General features: G+C 43.2%; 17 protein-coding genes. 9 read left to right on the top strand and 8 right to left on the bottom strand.

Going from position 1 to position 21,140, the window contains the following annotated elements; genetic code table 11:
- Nucleotides 1–77: 77 nt before the first annotated feature.
- Nucleotides 78–1,664, top strand: a complete 1,587-nt coding sequence (locus J7529_RS13570; RefSeq protein ID WP_318729393.1) for a sodium:proton antiporter — start codon at nucleotides 78–80, stop codon at nucleotides 1,662–1,664.
- Between the two features lie 58 nt (nucleotides 1,665–1,722).
- On the opposite strand, the gene J7529_RS13565 is transcribed toward J7529_RS13570, so the two are convergent.
- Nucleotides 1,723–2,376: a tetratricopeptide repeat protein gene (locus tag J7529_RS13565; protein ID WP_271941453.1), complete on the bottom strand. Its 654-nt coding sequence runs from the start codon at nucleotides 2,374–2,376 to the stop codon at nucleotides 1,723–1,725.
- Nucleotides 2,377–2,651: 275 nt separating this feature from the next.
- On the opposite strand from J7529_RS13565, the gene J7529_RS13560 reads away from it, so the two are divergent.
- From J7529_RS13560 to hemN, 6 genes are all read left to right on the top strand, one after another.
- Complete coding sequence (locus J7529_RS13560; protein WP_318729392.1) at nucleotides 2,652–3,449, top strand: HpsJ family protein; 798 nt, start codon at nucleotides 2,652–2,654, stop codon at nucleotides 3,447–3,449.
- A 233-nt stretch (nucleotides 3,450–3,682) separates the two neighbouring features.
- Nucleotides 3,683–4,582 (top strand): glycosyltransferase family 2 protein, encoded by a 900-nt coding sequence (locus J7529_RS13555; RefSeq protein ID WP_318729391.1) that lies wholly within the window; start codon nucleotides 3,683–3,685, stop codon nucleotides 4,580–4,582.
- Nucleotides 4,583–4,842: 260 nt separating this feature from the next.
- The gene (locus tag J7529_RS13550; RefSeq protein ID WP_271941448.1) at nucleotides 4,843–5,607 is read left to right on the top strand and encodes a DUF502 domain-containing protein; all 765 of its coding nucleotides are present in this window, start codon (nucleotides 4,843–4,845) and stop codon (nucleotides 5,605–5,607) included.
- 33 nt (nucleotides 5,608–5,640) lie between these two features.
- Nucleotides 5,641–6,261, top strand: coding sequence for a transcription antitermination factor NusB (nusB, locus tag J7529_RS13545; RefSeq protein ID WP_271941445.1), 621 nt, complete (start codon nucleotides 5,641–5,643; stop codon nucleotides 6,259–6,261).
- Nucleotides 6,262–6,597: 336 nt separating this feature from the next.
- Complete coding sequence (locus J7529_RS13540; protein WP_318729390.1) at nucleotides 6,598–7,353, top strand: heme oxygenase (biliverdin-producing); 756 nt, start codon at nucleotides 6,598–6,600, stop codon at nucleotides 7,351–7,353.
- 83 nt (nucleotides 7,354–7,436) lie between these two features.
- The gene (hemN, locus tag J7529_RS13535) at nucleotides 7,437–8,837 is read left to right on the top strand and encodes an oxygen-independent coproporphyrinogen III oxidase (RefSeq protein WP_318729389.1); all 1,401 of its coding nucleotides are present in this window, start codon (nucleotides 7,437–7,439) and stop codon (nucleotides 8,835–8,837) included.
- A gap of 61 nt (nucleotides 8,838–8,898) precedes the next feature.
- Here hemN and J7529_RS13530 read toward each other — a convergent pair whose 3' ends face one another.
- From J7529_RS13530 to J7529_RS13520, 3 genes are read right to left on the bottom strand one after another with little or no spacing between them, the layout of a single operon-like run.
- A complete protein-coding gene (locus tag J7529_RS13530; protein WP_318729388.1) occupies nucleotides 8,899–9,843 on the bottom strand; it encodes a restriction endonuclease in 945 nt (314 codons plus the stop codon).
- A gap of 6 nt (nucleotides 9,844–9,849) precedes the next feature.
- Complete coding sequence (locus J7529_RS13525) at nucleotides 9,850–10,338, bottom strand: ASCH domain-containing protein (RefSeq protein WP_318729387.1); 489 nt, start codon at nucleotides 10,336–10,338, stop codon at nucleotides 9,850–9,852.
- Nucleotides 10,335–12,470: a GNAT family N-acetyltransferase gene (locus J7529_RS13520; protein ID WP_318729386.1), complete on the bottom strand. Its 2,136-nt coding sequence runs from the start codon at nucleotides 12,468–12,470 to the stop codon at nucleotides 10,335–10,337. The genes J7529_RS13525 and J7529_RS13520 overlap by 4 nt, the downstream gene beginning before the upstream one ends.
- A 204-nt stretch (nucleotides 12,471–12,674) precedes the next feature.
- Between J7529_RS13520 and ftsY the strand changes: the two genes are divergently transcribed.
- On the top strand, nucleotides 12,675–14,246 hold the full coding sequence (ftsY, locus tag J7529_RS13515; protein WP_318729385.1) for a signal recognition particle-docking protein FtsY: 1,572 nt from the start codon (nucleotides 12,675–12,677) through the stop codon (nucleotides 14,244–14,246).
- 218 nt (nucleotides 14,247–14,464) lie between these two features.
- Here ftsY and J7529_RS13510 read toward each other — a convergent pair whose 3' ends face one another.
- The 4 genes from J7529_RS13510 to J7529_RS13495 form a co-directional block, all read right to left on the bottom strand.
- The gene (locus tag J7529_RS13510) at nucleotides 14,465–15,052 is read right to left on the bottom strand and encodes a Uma2 family endonuclease (protein WP_318729384.1); all 588 of its coding nucleotides are present in this window, start codon (nucleotides 15,050–15,052) and stop codon (nucleotides 14,465–14,467) included.
- Nucleotides 15,053–15,061: 9 nt separating this feature from the next.
- A complete protein-coding gene (locus J7529_RS13505) occupies nucleotides 15,062–16,084 on the bottom strand; it encodes a hypothetical protein (protein ID WP_318729383.1) in 1,023 nt (340 codons plus the stop codon).
- Between the two features lie 38 nt (nucleotides 16,085–16,122).
- Entirely contained in the window at nucleotides 16,123–18,777 is a 2,655-nt protein-coding gene (locus J7529_RS13500; RefSeq protein WP_413038887.1) for a DUF3536 domain-containing protein, read from the bottom strand.
- Between the two features lie 312 nt (nucleotides 18,778–19,089).
- The gene (locus tag J7529_RS13495) at nucleotides 19,090–19,335 is read right to left on the bottom strand and encodes a hypothetical protein (RefSeq protein ID WP_318729381.1); all 246 of its coding nucleotides are present in this window, start codon (nucleotides 19,333–19,335) and stop codon (nucleotides 19,090–19,092) included.
- 208 nt (nucleotides 19,336–19,543) lie between these two features.
- Between J7529_RS13495 and J7529_RS13490 the strand changes: the two genes are divergently transcribed.
- Complete coding sequence (locus J7529_RS13490; RefSeq protein ID WP_318729380.1) at nucleotides 19,544–20,917, top strand: dolichyl-phosphate-mannose--protein mannosyltransferase; 1,374 nt, start codon at nucleotides 19,544–19,546, stop codon at nucleotides 20,915–20,917.
- The last annotated feature ends 223 nt before the right edge of the window (nucleotides 20,918–21,140 follow it).

Below are 21,140 nucleotides of genomic sequence, written 5' to 3'. Positions count from 1 at the left end.
GGATTGACCCTAGCAAACTCCCCAAGGGTCGGATACAATAACCCTGACTTGAGCCAGAGCATTTGGAGTAACTGACCATGCTGATAGCGACTGTAGCAGAAGAACAGGGAGCGATCGCCGCTAACCTCCAGCAATTTCTCCTTGTCCTCTCCGTTTCCCTCAGCGTTGCCACCTTACCCCAAATCGTTCCTTGGTTTCGCCAGATCCCCTACACCCTACTGCTGGTAATTGTTGGACTTGGACTGGCTCTCGTCGATGTGCGGTTGGTTAATCTCTCCCCTGAGCTGATCCTCTCCATTTTCCTCCCTCCCCTGCTCTTTGAAGCCGCTTGGAATCTAAAATGGTCAGGGCTGAAAAAAAATATTGTTCCCATTAGCCTCTTTGCCATACTCGGCGTAGCTATTTCCGTGGTGGGAATTGGTTTGGGAGTCAATCAACTCACCGGTTTACCCCTAGCCACGGCTCTGCTTTTAGGTGCAAGTCTCTCGGCAACCGATCCCGTTTCTGTGGTTGCTCTATTCCGGGAATTAGGCGCTCCCAAACGCTTGAGTGTAGTGATGGAAGGGGAAAGCCTGTTTAATGATGGGGTGGCGGTAGTGGCTTTTAGTTTGCTTGTCGGTATTCCCCTAGGCATAGAAGAATTTAACTGGCAAGCAAGTATTGTTCATTTTGCCGTCTTTGTCGGTTTAGGATTGGGTATTGGTGGGCTAATTGGCTTTGGCATTTCCTATCTTACCCAGCGCTTTGATTTACCCTTAGTCGAACAATCCTTAACCCTGATTTCCGCCTATGGAACCTACATTTTAATTGAAGAAGCCGGCGGATCGGGGGTCATTGGCGTGGTTACTGTAGGCTTAATTTTAGGTAACTTTGGCTCCCGTATTGGCATGAATCCCCGCACCCGCGTCATTGTCAGTGAATTTTGGGAATTTTTAGCCTTTTTTGTGAACTCCATTGTTTTCCTCTTGATTGGAGATCAGATGCAATTCTCTAGTCTGATGGAAAATTTAGATGAGATTCTCATTACCATCGCTGCCATGATTGTTACGCGGGCGATCGCCATTTATGGCTTAGGCACATTGAGTAATTGGATAACTGAAGTCGATATTAATTGGAAAGAACAAACCGTACTCTGGTGGGGAGGGTTGCGTGGCTCCGTTTCTATTGCCCTAGCCTTAAGTTTACCCATTGCCCTAGAAGGACGGGATCAAATCAGTGCAACTGTCTTTGGTGTGGTTCTTTTTACCCTCTTAGTTCAAGGTTTAACGATTAAACCCCTCTTACAAGGCTTAAACCTCCTCGGTGATGAACCCCTAAGACGGCAATATTTAGAAGCCGTGGCTCGCCGAGTAGCACTGAATCGAGTCATGGAAACATTAACATCCGGCAAACAACGGCCGGAAATTGAGCCAGAATACTATCGCTATCAAGCTGCACTGGTGCAAGGAGAGTTAGAGCAGTTAGAGCGGAACATTCAAGAACTGCGCCAACAACATCCCCAAACGAGAGAATATGCTATTGAACAATTGCGGGAGGAACTTTTGGCGATCGAAGCAGATACCTATGCCGAGTTTATCAAAGCGGGACAACTCAATCAGGAACTTTCCCCCTACCTGGTCGATGTTTTCCAAGATAAGGGGGATGGAATAGGGAATAGGGAATAGGGGGACGCGGGGACACGGAGAAGATAGCTAACTGCCTACTGCCGACTGTCCCTCCTGCCTACTCCCCAATTTTCTCTTGCAAATCGGATAAAACCTGATCGATTAACTCAACCACCTCCGTTTGCCCCAAATCTGCATAGCGCTCCTGGGCAGCCTCAAGGGAGGTCATCGCCTCTTCCCATTTCTCTTGTTTGATATAGGCTACGGCAGAATTATGGTAGGACATGGGAGCATCTGGATTGAGGACAATAGCTTCCTCAAAAGCTGCGATCGCCTGATCGTACTTTTCCTGAGAGCCTAGGGCAATCCCCAAATTATTATAGGTCTCCCAATTCTGGGGATTAATCTCCAGGGCCCCCTGAAAAGCAACCACGGCTTCGTCAAATCGGCTATCATGACCCAGGGCAATGCCTAAATTAGAATAAATTTTCTCCGAATTGGGATAAATTTCCAATGCCTGTTGAAAGGCTTCCACCGCTTCGGAATAGTCCCCCAATTTCATCAACTCAATCCCTTGTTGATTATACTTTTGAGCCTCATCAAGGGCATCACTAGGGGTTTCCTCTTCATCATTAGGGATTTCCTCTTGAGTGATCAACAAGGGGGAAGAGAGGTGTGCAAGACTTGGCTGTCCCCAGAACCCCAATCCCAAGATTAAGAGAGTGATCGGAACATAGACGTTTGCCAAAATAGGAGTGAAACTAGAAATCATGAGACACCTGAAGCCATCTGAGGATAATTCATACAAGAGCGATCGCTTAAACTGTAATATATAGCGCTTTGCGCTGGTAATGGGTAATTCAGGAATGAGTCAACTGTTTTTGCTTTAACTAGCCCCCATTATCTTTTGCCTTTTGCCTAGCCCGCAGCACTATACCAGTTCATCGGTTTTCGATGTTATCCTGGTTCTGGTCATCTTCGGCCAACGACTTCAGGGCATTTTCAAGGGTCTCTCAATATTCTGATCGTAAAACGTAACCATTTCATATGAAAGCAAGTAGCAACCCTATTTCTCCCTTAGCCTCCCGGTCATTGCAACTGGTGGGCTTAGTGATGATTGTCTCGTTTATTATTGATATTCTGATTATCGCTATTCCTCCTAACCTGCTGAGTCCCCAATGGAGACTCAATTTTACCAGTCAGTTGATTGACCGAGGAGTAATTCCCTTGGTTGGAGTTGCCCTACTCTTAGGGGGAATTTGGATCAAAGATTCAGAAGGGACAAGCGGCTCTAAACAGGGGATGTTGCGGTCAGCAGCCGTCTTAGTCTCTCTGATTTTAGGAATTGTTTATCTCTTCGTGGTTCCCCTACATAGCGTTGATACTGTGCGCAGTCGTAACCGCGCCCTGAGAAATTTGGAAGCACAAGCCCAACAAGCTGAACAACAATTGCAAGATCAATTGGACAATCCCCAATTTCAGGCGGGATTAGATCAACGTCGAGAACAGTTTAGGACTCAGATTAATACTTTAATTAGTAATGAGGAGCAATTTCAACAAGCTATAGAGCAAGCACCAGAAGGACAAGCTGAATTACTCCAACAGTTCAGGGATGATCCGAGTGCAATTGATAACTTCATCGATCAACAGGTAACTGCTCTCCCCGAACGGGCAAGAACTCAAATCGAGGAAGAAAAGATGCAACGGGAAGAAAGGGCCCAAGTGACTACGGTAAAATCGATGTCTCAATCGATGAATGGAGCCTTATTAGCCGTTGGGTATTTGGGCGTTGGTTTGACCGGTGTACAACTGGGAGGTGGAGGACGCAAGAAGCGCCGTCGGTAAGATCCTTCTGTTTTGAGCGATCGCCAAACCTAGTGTACCGTTTCAGTGTAAGCGTAGCATGAGATGAAAATGGGGAAGGGCGTTAAGAGCGAGAGCATGGGAAAAACTTAACCCATACCATCAAAATCATAATGCCCGATTTGAGCCGTTTCAGTCCACTAGAAACCCAGATGAGGGAGCGATCGCTTTTTGACCCTACCTGCTCCTGAAGTTTTAGCTCTGATTGACTGAAAATGTTCTCAATTTATATTCTCACCTATAACGAAGAACTGGATATTGGCCCTTGTATTGAATCTGCTCTAGTGTCGGATGATGTAATTGTGGTAGATTCGCTCAGTAGCGATCGCACTGTCGAAATTGCCCAACGTTATCCCGCCCGCGTTGTTGAGCATAAATTTGAAAGCCATGGCCGTCAACGCACTTGGATGCTCCAAGAAGTCCCTGCTAAACATCCTTGGATATATATCCTAGAAGCAGACGAGCGCATGACCCCGGAGTTATTTAACGAGTGTTTAGAGACGATTAAATCAGCCGACAAGGTGGGCTACTATGTGGCAGAACGAGTGATGTTCATGAATCGTTGGATTCGCTACAGTACCCAGTACCCCCGGTATCAATTGAGGCTGTTGCGTCCCGATCGGGTTTGGTTTAGCGATTATGGCCATACTGAACGAGAAGTGTGTGATGGCCCCACAGGATTTCTCAAAGAAACCTATCCTCACTATACCTGTAGTAAAGGTCTCAGTCGGTGGATCGAAAAGCATAATCGCTATTCGACTGATGAAGCAGCCGAAACCATCCGTCAACTGGAAAAAGGGAAGGTCAACTGGGCTGAGTTAGTCTTTGGGAAAACCGAAGTCGCTAGACGACGAGCGCTTAAAGATCTCTCCTTGCGTCTACCCTTTCGCCCAGTTGTACGATTTTTCTATATGTATTTCATTTTAGGGGGATGTTGGGATGGTTCGCCCGGTTTGGCTTGGTGTACTCTACAAGCCTTTTATGAATATCTGATTTTATTGAAAACCTGGGAAATGCAATATTTACCCGTCCCTGAGTTAGATCCACAGACCTTAAAGCCACAGGAGAATTCTGCCCAGAATTCACAAGAGGAGGCAATAGGCAATAGGCAATAGTTATGGGTCACCCGTTAAGGCTGTGAGCGAATTGTGTATTGGGGGATGCAAGAGGCAAAAGGCAATAGGCAAAACCTGGTTTTCCCCTTTGTTGGATTCGTGTAGATAGCCCTCAATTCGTCAGCTATTCCACAGATTACCGGCAAAGTGTTTTATGATAGCCAATAGTGGGGATCATCCCGATTCGGGAGTCGGGAGTCAGCCTAGAAAGCCGGTTTCTGCCCACTGCCTATTCCCTGTTCCCTGAGTAAAGAATCTTTGTGTTCCAACGCTTGAAGCAAGATTTGAAGAATGATTTGATTGCTGGTTTGCTGGTGGTGATCCCATTGGCAACCACCATCTGGCTAACCATTACCATCGCCAGTTGGGTAGTCAATGTCCTCACCCAGATTCCTAAACAGGTGAACCCCTTTGATGGACTGCATCCGATTTTGGTCTCTCTTCTCAATCTAGTCGTCGGACTTGCCGTTCCCTTACTCAGTATCCTGGTCATTGGTTTGATGGCTCGGAATATCGTCGGCCGCTGGTTGTTGGATGTGGGGGAGCGAATTGTACAGGCGATTCCTTTGGCTGGTTCGGTTTATAAAACCTTAAAGCAATTGTTGGAAACCCTACTCAGAGATTCTAAGGATAAGTTTCGGCGAGTGGTGTTGGTCGAATATCCTCGTGAGGGACTATGGTCAATGGGATTTGTTACTGGTCCGGTGAGTTCAGATTTACGCTCCAAGTTTCCAGAGCCGATGATTAATGTATTTATTCCCACTACACCAAATCCTACCACTGGATGGTATGCGATCGTTCCAGAGAAAGACGTGATTAATTTAGCAATCTCCATTGAAGATGCCTTTAAGGTGGTCGTCTCAGCCGGTATCGTTAACCCCACAATGGCACTACTTCCGCCAGCGGATGAGCAATCAGGATATACACTAGAGGATCGGAAGAAGTCTCAATTGACTGAGAATCCTGCTGAAAAACTTGGCCTAACGGTTTCTCTGACTCTTGAGGAATCTTCTAAAGTTGAGTAGTGTTAGAGGGCCAATCTTCGGCTTTTAAAAATTATGCAACCGCGCCAAATTGCTCGTGAACTTGCCTTGCTGAGTCTTTCCCAGTTTTCTAAGCGAAAGACTCCCGAAAACCTTGAATCGATGATCTTAGCCGCAGTGAAGACGTTGCAAACGGAAGCATCAGAGTCTTTAGAGATGGCATCGGCTCAGTTGGAGAGAGGAAACGATCGCCTGTTGAATAGCGAAACGGTGGCCCCCAATATTGCTAGCTCTAGAGCGATGCTTAAAGAGGCGGTTGAACTGACCCAAATGGCTATTAATCAATTGGGAGATGCGATGACGTTTCCCGAAAAAGTGCATTATTATCAAGAGCAAACGGTTGTTCAAGATTATGCTTTAGAGTTGGTGAGTCGGGTCGTTCAAAATCACCAGGAATTGGACTCTATCTTATCTAAGGCGATGGTCAATTGGCAGTTAGAGCGCATTGCTCGTATCGATCGCGATATTCTCAGAATTGCAGTAGCAGAAATTTTGTACGTTAACCTGGATGAACGGATAGCCATTGATGAAGCGGTGAAGTTAGCTAAACGCTACAGTGGGGATCAGGAATATCGGTTTATTAATGGAGTGTTGCGTCGGGTGGTGACGTTACTCAAGGAAGAGCAGTCTAAGTAGGTATAGGTAAAGTCACTTCAGTTGAGGTTGGTACAGAATGCTCGATCAACGACGATGGTGTCTATAGAGGCGGAAAATTTTTCGCCTCTATAGCAGAGAAATGAAGAATTAGGACATTTTCTCTTGCTATTCGTTCCTATTGCCTATTGCCTATTGTCTATTGCCCAGCGTAAAGCACTGTAACTGTCCTAACCCACTCATTCTCTGCGATACTACTCGATGGCGATTTGTTAAGTTTTAATACGCTTTAGTTGCTCAAAATTATATATCGCTATACAGTAATTGAACTATTGAAATTAAACGAAAAAAGTAGTTGACTTTTACGAGATAGCAAAGATGAGTAGCAATTTGGCAAGCCAACTTCGTGAAGGAACCAAACAATCCCATACCATGGCTGAAAACACGGCCTTTATGAAGTGTTTTCTCAAAGGGATTGTGGAAAGAGAGCCTTTCCGCCTGTTAACCGCAGATTTGTATTTCCTCTACAGTGCCCTCGAAGAAGAAGTACAGCGCCACAAAGACCATCAAGCGATCGCTCCCATTTATTTCCCCGAACTAGAGCGCAAAGGGAAATTAGAGGAAGACTTAGCCTATTACTATGGGGAAGACTGGAAAGAAAAAATCCAACCTTCACCCGAAGGCAAAAATTATGTTGACCGCATCCATGAAGTAGCTAATACCGAACCGGCACTTCTGGTTGCCCATTGTTACGTTCGCTATATGGGAGATCTCTCTGGCGGTCAGGCTTTAAGAAATATTGTTCGTTCAGCTTTAGAATTGCCTCCAGATAAGGGGACTGGACTCCATGAATTCGACCAAATTCCCACCGTCGAGGCCAGAAAGGCATTCAAGGCTAAGTACCGCGATGCTTTGAATTCACTCCCGGTTAATGATGCCCTAGCTCAAAAAATTGTTGATGAAGCCAACATTGCGTTTCGACTCAACCGCAATGTTGTCCATGAACTCGAACCAGCCGTAAAAGCAGCGATCGGCGATCATACCTTCGATTTACTCACCCGGCAAGATAAGCCCGGAAGTACAGAAAGAGCGCCCGGCACCAGTTCAGTGGAGTTAGTCTCCGCCGCTGAATAAGTATTGAGCAGGGGTGGCTTTAATCGATTATGCTCCTCCTGCTCCTAATGAAACTCAAATCACAAAATTATTAAGGTAAAGCGATGCAACTTCTGCCACAAACAACCGTAAAATTCGACTCAAATTTACTCAAAAAATACGATAAACCTCTACCTCGATATACCAGTTATCCTCCCGCTACAGAGTTAAAACCCAATGTTGGCGATCTAGATTTTAGAACGGGTATCGCCGTGGGGAACCATAAAAAAATACCGATTTCCCTCTACTGTCATATTCCTTTTTGCCAAAGTCCCTGTTATTTTTGTGGCTGCAATACCATCATTACCAAGAGCCAAAAGAAAGTCGATCCTTATTTGGACTATGTTGCCCGCAATATTGAACAGGTTTCTTCCCTCATCGATCAAGAAAGAAAAGTTAATCAGCTCCACTGGGGAGGAGGAACTCCCAACTATTTAAATCTCAATCAAATTGAATTTTTATGGAATCAATTTCAGCAACATTTTAGTTTTAGTGAAGATGCAGAAGTTTCTCTAGAAATCAATCCTCGATACATCGATCGCAATGCGATCTTGTTCTTAAAAAACTTAGGATTCAATCGAATTAGCTTTGGCATTCAGGATTTTAATCCTGAAGTTCAAGCCGCCATCAATCGCGTACAACCAGAGTCCATGCTCTTTGATGTGATGAGTTGGATTCGAGAAGCCGGCTTTGAGAGTGTGAATGTCGATCTGATTTATGGTCTACCGTTTCAAACTCTAGAAACTTTTAAGGATACCATTGATAAGACTCTAAAACTCGATCCCGATCGGATTGCGATCTTCAATTTTGCCTATGTTCCTTGGATGAAACCAGTTCAGAAAAAAATACCTGTAGATGCTCTACCAGAGCCATCGGAAAAACTCGATATCTTTAAAATGACCATTGAAGAATTAACGGAGGGAGGCTATGTATTTATTGGCATGGATCATTTTGCCAAGCCTGATGATGAATTAACGATCGCTCAACAAGCTGGAGACTTACACAGGAACTTTCAGGGATACACCACGAAACCAGAGTCGGATTTATTTTCTTTTGGGATGACTTCCATTAGTATGCTCCACGATGTCTATATTCAGAATCATAAGCAGTTGCCAGACTACTATCAAGCTATTGATGCCGGTATTCTACCCATTGAAAGAGGCGTTAGCCTCGATCGCGATGACATCATCCGCAGGGCAGTCATTATGGAGTTCATGTGCCAATTTCAGGTTTGCCAACATGCGATCGAGGAAAAATATCACTTGCACTTCGATCTAGAATTCGATGAATATTTTGCCAGAGAAATTGCTGAACTGCATGTCCTGGAAGCAGATGGATTAATTCGGTTCAATGGTGAGAAAATTGAGGTGATACCGACCGGTCGATTGCTAATCAGAAATATTGCCTCTATCTTTGATGCTCGTACCAGAAAACGGCAAATTACCAGTTTTTCTAGGGCAATTTGAAATCAGTTGCAAACTTGAAGAGAAATGGTATTACCTGTGATGGCTGGAATATAAAAATAGCTTAATCAACTTCAAAATAATCCGTATCTATTTTCTTGAGTTTATATTCTGAGACTGTAGATACGCCTAAGTCAAAATCAATCATATACTGGGCTAATTCTCCTCCATCAATCAAAACCACTTTGGTGTCATTTTTGGGGGAATAAGTTTTTGCTTGTTCTGTAAATTTAGAAGTGGTAATAAAAATGCCTTTATTAGCCCCTTGACCCGCTAAAGCACCGACAAATTTCTGAATCTCTGGTCTACCGACTGAATCTTGCCAACGCTTGGCTTGAATATAAATCCGATCTAATCCTAACCGGTCCTCTTTAATTATACCATCAATGCCTTCATCCCCAGTTTTACCCATAGCTCGTCCGGCTTCCTTAATTGAGCCTCCATATCCCATTTTGACTAAAAGTTCAACAACCAGACGTTCAAAAAAAGATGGGGAGCAAGATTTGACTTTTTCCAAAATTTCTTGCGCTAAGGAACTACGAAGCTCTTGATACGAATATTCCAAAATTTCTTCAGGAGTTTGCTGACTAGATCTGTCAGTTTCTGGTTCAGATGTAGATTGGCAAGTGTCATTGGCTGAAAGAGCATTTTCTTTTGAAGAACGCCCCATCTGAAAGTCTCGAAATTCTGGGTATTCTTGTTTCAGGAAAGCTGTATTGATTTTACTGGGATTGGTTTGGAGTAAGTCTACCCCTCGATGAGTGATTTGGAAAAATGACCTGGCCGGAGAGTCTAATAATCCAGCTTTTTTTAGATAAGTTCTGGCCCAACCAACTCGATTATCAAAAATAGCTTGTTTTCCACTAGGCAATAATTCTTTGCGCTCTTCATCCGTAAGCTGAAAATGATTAGCGAGGTGCTGAATGCCCTCTTGCATTGAATGAGGCTGTTGATCGCCTGCAAGTTGTAATAAGGGTAGGAGAATGGTTTGAAAATCAGGAATAGTCATGTTATCTTAATGTTTGAAACTAGGTATAGTCAATTGCAAATTAGGACTTTTGTCAAAAACAGAAAATCCAATAATTTTTTCAGCTAATATAATCTCATCTTTTTTCAAATAATAAAAGCTTTGAGGGGGTTTAAAAGTCTCCCATGTTTCACGAACCTCTTCTAAGGAAAGCTTGGTTGAGTAAAGTGATTTGATAGCAATAGCAATAGCGACTTTAGATGTCTTATAATATTCATCAAATTCTTTTTTAGTTATCCCTACATTATCCTGAACTTTATGCCATAATTCTTGAGGATTTTCACACGAAATACTTTGAACTTCAAACCATCCTCTCAAGCACTTGGTTGGAGATGATTCATAGACTAAGATAAAGTCACCTTTTTTAAGCTTGGGTCTAGTCTTACGAAGCTCTATATTTTTTTGTCCATCTAAAATTTTTTGGACATATTGAGGTTTTATAGATAGCAAAAGAACTTTAGGGTATTCTTGTTTCATGTCGATTTTAATTGGAATCCTAGAGTATAAAAATCAATGAACTGATCTTGAGATATTTTTTTAGGAGATCGTATAGTAAGTTTAGGTTTGTCTAAGTATTCTCTTATGGTCTCTAGATGTATCGGATTATAAAACAATTCTGTATGACTAAATTTAATTGCCATGACTTGATTTCTTGGGTTATTTTTAGCACAATCTTGAATTTGTGGTAGATCATAAAATCCTAAATGTTGAAAGCGCTTATGAAGCTCTTCTGGTGCATCTATTATAACATCATCAACTTGAGAACAGGCTCGAATTGTGCTTAAATTTAAAAAACCTTTATCTTTCGATTGACTCACATACCAGAGTATACGTGCTGGAGCGTCCTTTAACCCACCATTACCAAAACAACTCTTATAATAGACTGATTCTACACTAAGAAAAAGGTTATGTTTTTGAACTCCAAATAGAGTTTGCTTTGCTAAATTGTAATCAAAAAGTTCTTTAGCAGCTTCTGGCTTTATGGGAACGATAAAATTGGGTATGTTTGAATTTTCTATTTTTAAAGGCCATAGTAATCTTTCAATATCAATGGGCGGTAATCTGTCCGTATTGAATGTATCAGAATTAAGGATTGAAACAAGGATTTCACTCGCTGAAGAATATCCTTTGATTTCTTGAGATGCCTGTTGTAAGTATTGAACCGCTTGTTGTTTTTCCAATGTCATTAATGGTGAACATTTAATCCATTTATATCCATGTAATTCTTTTATAAAATACTGATTCTGTAATGCCCTAGTCTCTAACTCTCCAAGTCCACCATCTATGATATATAAAAAATCTCTTCTTTTGGAAATTGAAATTTTTATCAAGTCATCAACTATGTAATTTATTAATGTATATGATATAGATGATGAATTTAAACATCTCAGAAAAGGCACTTCTATTCTGTTGGGTTTCGACTGATCGTATACAATACAAATATAGGGTTGATCATCATACACTAAGACAGTACTTATGAACTTGTTTTTTTGACTGACATATGATCTTAACTTAATCAGTATTTGATTGCGATCTTCATCAAACTCTCTATATCGAATTGTTTTAACTAATTCATCTAAATTAAAATCATCTAAGTTACGCTTTTCAAGAATATTATTAGCTAATCTCAACGGTTGATAATCTAGTTGACTAATAATTTCATCTCGTAATTTAATTATATTTTCTATAGACATCGAACGCACACCAAAGTTTATATACAAAAAATCGGAAATTGCTAGTATATCTTGTTTGGATGTTATAAAATAAGGAATATCTGATGCAGAACATCTTGCTAAATGTCGAATACTTGTCTGATCTAATTCAAATTTGTTTTGGTTAATTGAAGAATGTATTTTGTTAATATAATCCTCAAAGATAGTTGGATCTGAATCCTGTTTAGAAAAATGAGATGTAGATATTTTACGCAGTTTTTTCTTGTCTGAATCAGAATAAAATTGATCGATCTCATTAAAAATTTCATCGGTAATGCAAACTCCTAAATAGGAGCGTAACCAATCAAGAGATAAATTTTGGTTATCCTTAGATTTTTTATCCTGAATAAATTGATATAACGTCTCGGCATCAATAGCTGATTTTATCTGTAACCACTCTGAACTAATATCAGGAGAAAAAATAGATGGATAGGCTGAATTAATAAATTCAATTGACCATGTTTTTAGAATATCACCAGGAGTTTTTGCATCTTTTTCATGGATAGGAACATAACCTAACTTTCTCCACATTTCATCAATACCATAGCTTGGTTTACACTCTAAGCGAATTCCACGGACTTTATCCCTTGTTAACTCAATTAATTTATTATTTAGGAGCTTAGTTATTTTTTGACCTCGATATTCTGGTTTGATACAAAGATGCCATATTCTTGCATAATTCTTTTGAGAATTAATACTCCACATTAAATAACCCGCTAAATCCCGATCTACAAGTGCGACAATAATTCCAGGGTTATCTGCACACCGTTTAAATATGGCGTATTTACTGAAGCTTAAAGTCTTATTATTTTTATCTCCGAGTTTGTTAACTTGTTGGAAATATGGAGAGTCTTGATGGATGATTTGGATTGATGGAGTGGGATATGATTGAGACATTGAGTGTTAGATAATGACCGACATCATCTAGAGTATCGTATAAAATTGAATCTGCAATACTGAGTAAATGTAAAAAAATGTATAGAATAACCGGGTTATTTCTGGGTAGGCCGATCGCCAATCTCTTTTGTGGTTAACCCTAGATGATACACTGGTGATTGCGATCGCAATAGTCCCTTAGTCCTACAACCTGCACATAATCCTATGGTCTTTAATTGGTTTCGCCGCCAGTTTAATCGCTCTGAGTCTCCTGCTCCTTCCCCTGCCCCTGAACCGCAACCAGAGCAACAGGAGCAAGTTGAAACAGAAAAAACGGAAGAGGCTGTAGATTATCTGGCGTGGGCTAAGGCTGCTTATCAAAATATTCAACAACAAGAAGCCGAAAAGTCTTCTGAAGTAGAAGAGAAAGCAGAGGAACTCAAACCAGAAATTCCCCTTGAAGAAACAGAACCTGCTATTGCAGCAGAAACCGTTGTTGAACCTTCGGAAATGGAACTGGTTGTTAACGGTGCAACCGAGAGTGAACCGGAACCGGTTGTTGAGAGTAAAACAGAAGCTGAACTGGAACCGGTTGTTGAGAGTAAAACAAAAGCTGAACCGGAACCGGTTATTGAAAGTGAACCTGAACCCGAACCCGAACCCACTCCAGCACCTGTATCCTTCCTAGAACGAGCCAAAGCAGAGCGGGGAGCGCGGTTAGAAGAACTGAAAGAAAAGGCAGTCGAAGCGCCAGAACCAGAAGAAAAACGCCGTTCTCCAGCCCCTCAAGAATTGGATGAAGATTTTCTGTGGTCGGCTGAGGTTCTTGCTAAACAAGGCAGACGGCCGGATGAAGTATCCTTAGAAGAGATTAATTGGTTACAACAACTGCGTCAGGGACTCGGTAAAACTCGGCGCGGATTAATTAACCAATTGAAGGCAGTTGTGGGTCAAGGGCCTCTCAATGAAGATGCAATTTTAGAAGTTGAATCGTTGTTATTACAGGCAGATGTAGGCGTTGAGGCGACCGATCGCATTATTGAACAATTACAAGCTAAACTGCGCGAAGAAAGTTTACCCCCAGAACAGGCGATCGCCTACTTAAAACAACTCCTCTGTGATATTTTGGACTATCCTGGTGGCAAAGCCTACGATACTACTTTTGCCCCGGAACAAGATGTCCTCAATATTTGGATGTTAACCGGAGTCAATGGCGTAGGCAAAACCACAACTATTGGTAAATTAGCACACTTAGCTAATAAATCTGACTATCAATGTTTAATTGGGGCAGCCGACACCTTCCGCGCTGCTGCCGTAGAACAAGTCAAAGTTTGGGGAGAGCGCACTGGAACAGATGTTATTGCTAATCCAGGTAAAAACACTGATCCAGCATCAGTTGTTTATGATGCAATTACTGCCGCACAATCGAGAAATGTAGACCTGTTACTGGTCGATACTGCTGGACGATTGCAAAACAAGAAAAACTTAATGGAAGAACTGAGTAAAATGCGCCGCATCATCGATAAGAAAGCACCTGATGCCAAAGTAGAATCACTCTTGGTTTTAGACGCTACCCTAGGTCAAAATGGCTTACGTCAAGCCCAAGTGTTTGCCGAAGTTGCCCAGCTTAGTGGGGTTGTCTTAACTAAATTAGATGGTACAGCCAAAGGAGGCGTTGCCTTAGCGGTTTCCCAACAACTCGGTTTACCTATTCGCTTTATTGGTGCAGGAGAAGGAATTGAAGATTTACGCCCATTTTCCAGTTATGAATTTGTGGAAGCATTAATTAGTGGTTGACATTCCGCAGGATGTTTTTCGCGGCATTTTTATAGCGCTTTGCACTAGGCAAGAGAAAATACTGGTATGGCTGAGTTTCTAAGGCTTCAAATTGAGATCTTCCTTAAGTGCACCTTCGCATGAAAAGTCTGAAAAATGGGCACTATAGCTTGAAAAACGGTTTTCCCATTACCTATTACTCTTCTGCCGCGCGAAGCGCTGTAAGAAAAATCGCCACCTTACCAAATTGTGGATAAATCTAGGATAAAACCCGGTAAAATCAACTCTCCGGATACTGTTTGGGGATTGTCCAAGATTTCGACTTCTTGCTGAGGGCGATACACTTCCACTTGTCGCTGTTTGCGATTAATTAACCAACCTAACCGCGCTCCATTGTCTATATACTCGATCAGTTTCGCTTGAGTTTGCGATAAGGTATCGCTAGGAGACATCAGCTCGACCACAAAATCGGGGCATAAGGGTACAAATCGATCTTGTTCTTTCTCCGTTAAAGCATCCCAGCGCTCTAGTTTTACCCAAGAAGAATCGGGAGCGCGATTGGCTCCATTGGGCAGTTGAAAACAGACACTAGAATCAAAGACCTTACCCAGTTTAGTTTGCCGATTCCAAGCTTGCAATTGAAAAGTTAAATCGGCATTGCGTTCGCTGGTATTTCCTCCAGTTGGGGGCATTACAATTAACTCTCCCTGGGCCGTTTTCTCAAATTGCAAATTGTCGTTTTCGTGGCACAATTGCCAAAATTGCTCCTCTGTTAAATTGATTTTGAGAGCTAGTTGAGGAGGTAAAGAAATAATGGGGGTTTCCATATTCAGCCTCTAATTGGGATTGATCTCATAGGGATTGGAGTTGGGGACGGGATAGAGCGATCGCCTTTGAGGGTTCGGTACAGTTAAAGATGAAGTCGTCGGTTGAATCAAACCATATCCCCTGGGACGAATGGAGCCAGCGGGAGCAGTGAATTGAGTTTGAGGGGTGAAAGGATTAGAGGGAGTTGATTCAGGAGAGGTATCAACAAAAGGAGATAAGCGACTATAGCCAAAACTGCGAGTTTCTGAGACGGAGGACGAGGGTAGGTTTCCTGAACTGGAATTGCCATTGAGTGTTGTTTGTGGCGTGTTGTTTGGCAACGTAGTTTTGGGCAGTTGACGGGTTGAGGTTAAGTTTGACCCGAAAACTCTGGAACCATCAGTAGGTAAGTTCTGAGTCACTGATTCGACAATTTCCCCGGTGGTTGGGGTGAGAGAAGAGCTAAATGTTGGAGAGACAGAGAGAATTTCTTCGGGTTCAGGTTGAGCAGGTTTTTGACTCCAATAGGGAACCGAAGAAACCAGAGGATGGGAAGCAGACAGAGGACTTTTTTTCTCCTTGTTCCCAGATGGGGAGAAGTCCAAGGAAACGGGAGCGGATAAAGAAGGCGAGGAGAGTGTGTTAATTTCTTCGCCGATTTCCTCTAGGGATAGAGCCGCAATGATCTGTTGCAGTTCTGAGTCGCTTAACAGATCCGATTGAGTCGATGATAGCGATCCGGTGTCTCCATTTTCTTCGGGTTGAGCTAAAGAGGGTTGCACGGGATCTATGGTTTGCGCTCTTTCAAGAGTGTCTTTCAGATCATTGATATAAGGGGTAAGGGGACTCAGGAAAGTCTGAACATTGGTAGAAATATTCGTTCCCATCTGATTGAGGGTGTCTGGATTGGCGATCGGTTTCCAGAAAATGGCGATCGCCCCCGATAGGGGAATAAATACCCACCACAATCCCCCACGTCTCCATTTTATTCTCGATAACGGGGCCCATTTGGGGGTAGATGCGGTTTGGGTTCGGCGACGGGAACGTTTCATGATCGACTCTCCTTTGAGTTCCTCAAGGGGTTAGGGCATTACTCTAAGCGTTCTAACCAAACGCTAACATCAATGGCTAGGGTTTGGCCCAGACGCAGCAGGCGACGGCTTTGAGGCAAATCTAAGGTCATCTGCGATGAGGTATCCTCGCTCTCTAACGGGTCTTCCTCCTCCGAGCCATTTAAGGCTGAAGTGGAAATACCAAAACAGCGAGGGATAATCTTATTATGCAGATAACTAAAGTATAGCTCTTGACAGCGAGTTAAGCATAATCCTACCTGCAAACGACAGGAGAGATCGATCAATCGTTCTAGTCGCTCCAGATGATGATTTAAGCTGGCAGGGTCATTATTTTCCAGAACTTCCCAAAATCCCAGTAAGGTTAAGCGCTCTAGGATTTCTTGACCATCGGGAATAGTCAGATGGCAATGGAGAGATTCAGCTTCTTTGGCGATCGCCTCTAACTCTAGCAGCAAACTCAATCCTTCGGGTGAAGCAAAATTATCGGGTTTCAGAGCATTCAACAGGCTAAAACAGCGCTGGGACAGGGCCATATTCGCTGCGACCTGTAGCTCCGCTGGTGGGGGCATATTGTCTCGATGAAATGCCCTTAACACGCCGTAATTATCTCGATACACTTGGGTATACAACTGATCCACGCGAGTTAAGGTTTCCTGGGTCAGAAGAGTCATGATCCGCAGGCGGTCTTCTGCAAATAGATCGTCTAAACTAAAGGTCTGGTCGCCAAACCACTCCGCCATCCCTAAAATCACATTAGCAGCACTCGCCTGTTGCAGAGCATGAAAGAGCGTTTCTTTAATCGATAAATAGGATCGGCGGTTAGAGAACGGCTGAACGCAACAATGGAAATCCCATCCTCCTAAATGCAAGAGAGCAAATACAAAATGCCCCCCTTCCCTCGTCACTTCAGAAGTAAGGTTAATTTCACCTACCGCTAAAGTTAGGGAACCCATGCGCTGAAGCTGATAATCCTGTTGTTCGACCCCATAGCAATATAAAGAAAAATCTTTGTCCGATGGACTCGACTGTTCCCTCGTTATAGATAAACCCTTATGGGAGGTGGGATAGCTATTAAACAGAGAACCAATCGCAAAATGGGCCACCACTTGCTCTAAGCTGACTTGCGCAGTCATCACATTTTTGTCATAAACCCCGGCTCCCGTTTCAAAAATGTCCACATTACTGGGAGCTTGGGCTAATTGATCGACAAACGTCGTTTCTAAATCCTGACCCGTTACTTCCCTGGCTAACTCGATCGCCCGACTGGCATATCGGAGAATTTGGGTTCCTTCGGGGCGGGAAATTTCTTCAAAGAACCAACCGCAACTGGTGAACATCAACAGAGCATGGCGTTGCATTTCCAGTAAGCGCAAGGCTTCGATCTGTTCGCTCGGTTCTAGGGGATGGGTTTGATGACGATTCAAAAAGCGATCGACTGTATCCCAACTGCGGTTATTAATGATTTCAACATACTCATCTCGCGCCTTCCAAGGGTCTTGGAACATTTCATAGCCCTGGGTTTCATAAATCTCTACCAACTGATCTCGCAAGTGGTTGAGGGAATCTCGTAGGGGTCTGCGCCATTTTTGATGCCATCCCCCCCCACTGCCACAACCGCAATCTTCTTGCCATCTGCCGACCCCATGGGAACAACTCCAAGCAGTGACGGGTTTAAGTTGCACCTCCCAAGTCGGGGGATGTTGGCTGAGATAGTGGCTAAAGTTGGTAATTTGCCATCCTCGGTCGGGAAACTCCCGTAAGAAGGCATAGGCCAGGGTTTTTTCAGTTCCCCCTTTGTGGTGACCAAAGGTTTCTCCATCAGTGGCAACGGAAATCAGTTGGTTGGGACGTTGATCCCCATGGATGGCATGGGCCAGGCGATCGCCCAGATGGTAAGAGCTACTCAGGGCATCGCTAAAGCCCATATCACTGGAGATGGGACCATCGTAAAAGAAGATATCCAGATAGCGACCGTCGGCGATAAAACAGCGATAGGGCCGGGTGGGATCGATGCTGGAGTCTTCCACATCGTACCATTCGGGATCGGGGTTGTCTTCGGTGGCGATCGGGCGACAGGTTTGGGCTTGGGAGGGAGCCAGAATAGTAAATTTAATGCCCTCGTTTATGAGGGCTGCAACGGTTGGATAATCGATCGCTGTTTCCGCTAACCACATGCCTTCGGGATCGCGGCCAAACCGGGATTTGAAGTCCGCTTTTCCCCAGCGAATTTGGGTGTATTTATCCCGTTCATTCGCCAAGGGCATGATTGTGTGGTTGTACACTTGGGCGATCGCATTGCCATGACCGCCTAATCGCTGACAACTTTTGCGATCGGCTTCAATAATCCGTTGATAAACTTGGGTATCATAACGCTCTAACCAAGCCATTAAAGTCGGGCCAATATTGAAGCTCAGATACTCAAAATTATTGATAATCCCAATGATCTCGCCCTGGTCATTCAGAACTCTAGCAAAGGCATTGGGACGATAGCATTCATGATAGATACGCTCATTCCAATTGTGGCAAGGGGCAGCACTCGGTTGGCGCTCAATCTCATTCAGATAAGGATTTTCGCGCGGCGGTTGATAGAAGTGACCGTGAATCGTGACACAGACTCCAAGATTAACTTGATCCCCTAATTCTTGAGCTTGATCCCCTTCGTTTTTCGGCAAAGAAACTTCAGGGATCGGTTGTATATTGGGGAAGACGGTTCCGTCTGTTAGGAATTGAGAAATAGACACCACAGTTGACAAGACCTCCAACAGGACATGAAGCAATATAAGCGTTAATTAAAAACTTATTGATGGCTCAGTTGTTTATAAATCGTAACGTCGATCGAAATATTTACTTTTGTATCATCGTTTTCGCAAGCGAATATGAAAATGAGCCATTTATAGTGTATCTCAGAGGGACAAATTTAAGGATGAATAAACATAAAGATATTCTTAACTCGTGCGATCGCAATCATTTTCCAACCTAAAACGTTATTTTGCAGGAGGCAGTATAATGGGTTGATAGGATAACGCTCTATCTACGACCTCTTCTGCGCTCAATTCCCTAGGTGGAGAAGTATAACGACTTGGCCAAAAAATATAACCAGTCACTTGGGGATCGGGCACATTTTTTTCAAGAATATCAATATATTTATCTACTTCTTTTTCTGTACTTTCAAAGTCCATAATTTTTCTAACCAACTCAATAAGTTCGTCTCGGTTCAATGAGGAGTTCATTTTTTTCTACCTGAATACCATTTTTGCTTAAGATTGCAACTAATCGATCCTTGAGAGGCAAAGTACTTAGAGCCAATTGTCAAGCGCAGCATCATAGAGAAATTGTAGCACAACTGCTAGTCCATATGACAATCTCACTCTTGGCGATCCAGATTTGTTAAAATTAAAGAACCTATGAATTATTTCAACTTTTAATAGACCTGCATCCATGTCCAGATCTAATTATGCTACTTTTTGGTCAACCTTGCCCTGGTTTAGCTGCGGTTTATTGCTTCTATGGATTATTGCTTTAGGATTGCGGTTTTGGGGCTTAAATCGGTTCAATACTCTGGTTTTTGATGAGGTCTACTTTGCAAAATTTGCCCAGAATTATTTAGATCAAACCCAGTTATTTGATGCCCATCCTCCTCTGGGCAAGTATCTGATTGCCGTGGGGATGGGACTAGCCGATCGCTTGTCTTTAGGCGATTCATCCGTCACTAATGATTTAACCGGTTCTTTACGCTCCCCGTTTAGTTATCGCTGGTTTAATGCGTTTACCGGATCGTTGATTCCTTTGGTGGTTGCGTGGCTCAGTTATCAGTTAACTCAGCGCAAAAGTTATGCCCTTCTATCGGCTGGATTAATGACGATAGAAGGATTGTTTTTAGTTGAATCTCGCTATGCTTTGATCAACATTTATTTAGTGCTGTTTGGATTGCTGGGACAGGGTTTCGGATTATGGGGATTGCAAACCACTGTTCGATGGCGCACGCTAGGGCTGATTTTATCGGGGATAAGCTTTGGGTTATCTGCTGCGGTGAAGTGGAATGGATTGGGGTTTTGGCTCGGATTTTGGGGAGTAATTTTAGTGATTAAGCTGTGGGAGAAGTGGGAAAATAGGGAGGGCGCGATCGCTAATTTGTCCTGGTACGATAGCGCAACAAAGTTAAGACTCTGGACTATTCCCCTTTATGGGCTAATTGTACCCTATGTCACCTATGCCCTAGTTTGGATTCCCCATCTTAACCTGAATCCCGATTATAGCTTCTGGCAGATGCAAGGGGAAATTATTGGCTATCATAACCGCATTGGTGGCGGTGAGGAAGTTCACCCGTATTGCTCATCTTGGTTCAGTTGGCCGTTTTTAATTCGTCCGGTTGCCTATTATTATCAAACAATTAATAATGGGCAAATGATTTTCGATGTTCATGCCTTCGGAAATCCATTGTTGTGGTGGAGTTCAACCGCAGCGATCGCCCTCTTATCTTTGTGTTTTTTACAACGCTATTCATCCCCGCCCCTCTTCAATCTCTCCCTCTATCTAGGCATCAACTATATGACCAACTGGCTCCCCTGGAGCATCGTCAGTCGATGTTTATTTCTCTATCATTACATGGGCGCTCTCATCTTTTCCATTTTAGCCCTCAGTGTTATTCTAGAGCGATGGCTGTATCATTCTCAGCGAAAATTTCAGGTTTTAGCGATCGGTATTTTAGGGGTGATGGCGATCGCCTTTCTCTTTTGGCTTCCCATCTACCTTGGTCTACCTCTCTCTCCCCAAGGCTTTCGTCTACGCATGTGGTTTAACACTTGGATTTAGAATTAAGGATGAAGCCTCTTGAGTTTACAGCAGTTTTCGATGTTATAGTCAATTCAAATAACAGTGAGACATTTTTGTAGGGGCTTGCATATTTTTCGCCCCTACATATACCATCATTATAGACACTCTAAGAGAGTCTCAGTGTTACTTGAATCAACTATATATGGTAGACTTTTGTCTCCTGAACCCCCCTTGGAAAGTAGAGCAGAAAAAGTCCCCCTTC

It is taken from the genome of Roseofilum sp. Guam (assembly GCF_017746735.1).
GTDB lineage: Bacteria > Cyanobacteriota > Cyanobacteriia > Cyanobacteriales > Desertifilaceae > Roseofilum > Roseofilum reptotaenium.
The sequence above is the reverse complement of the archived record's forward strand: the minus strand, read 5'-3'. Positions and strand labels throughout refer to the sequence as shown.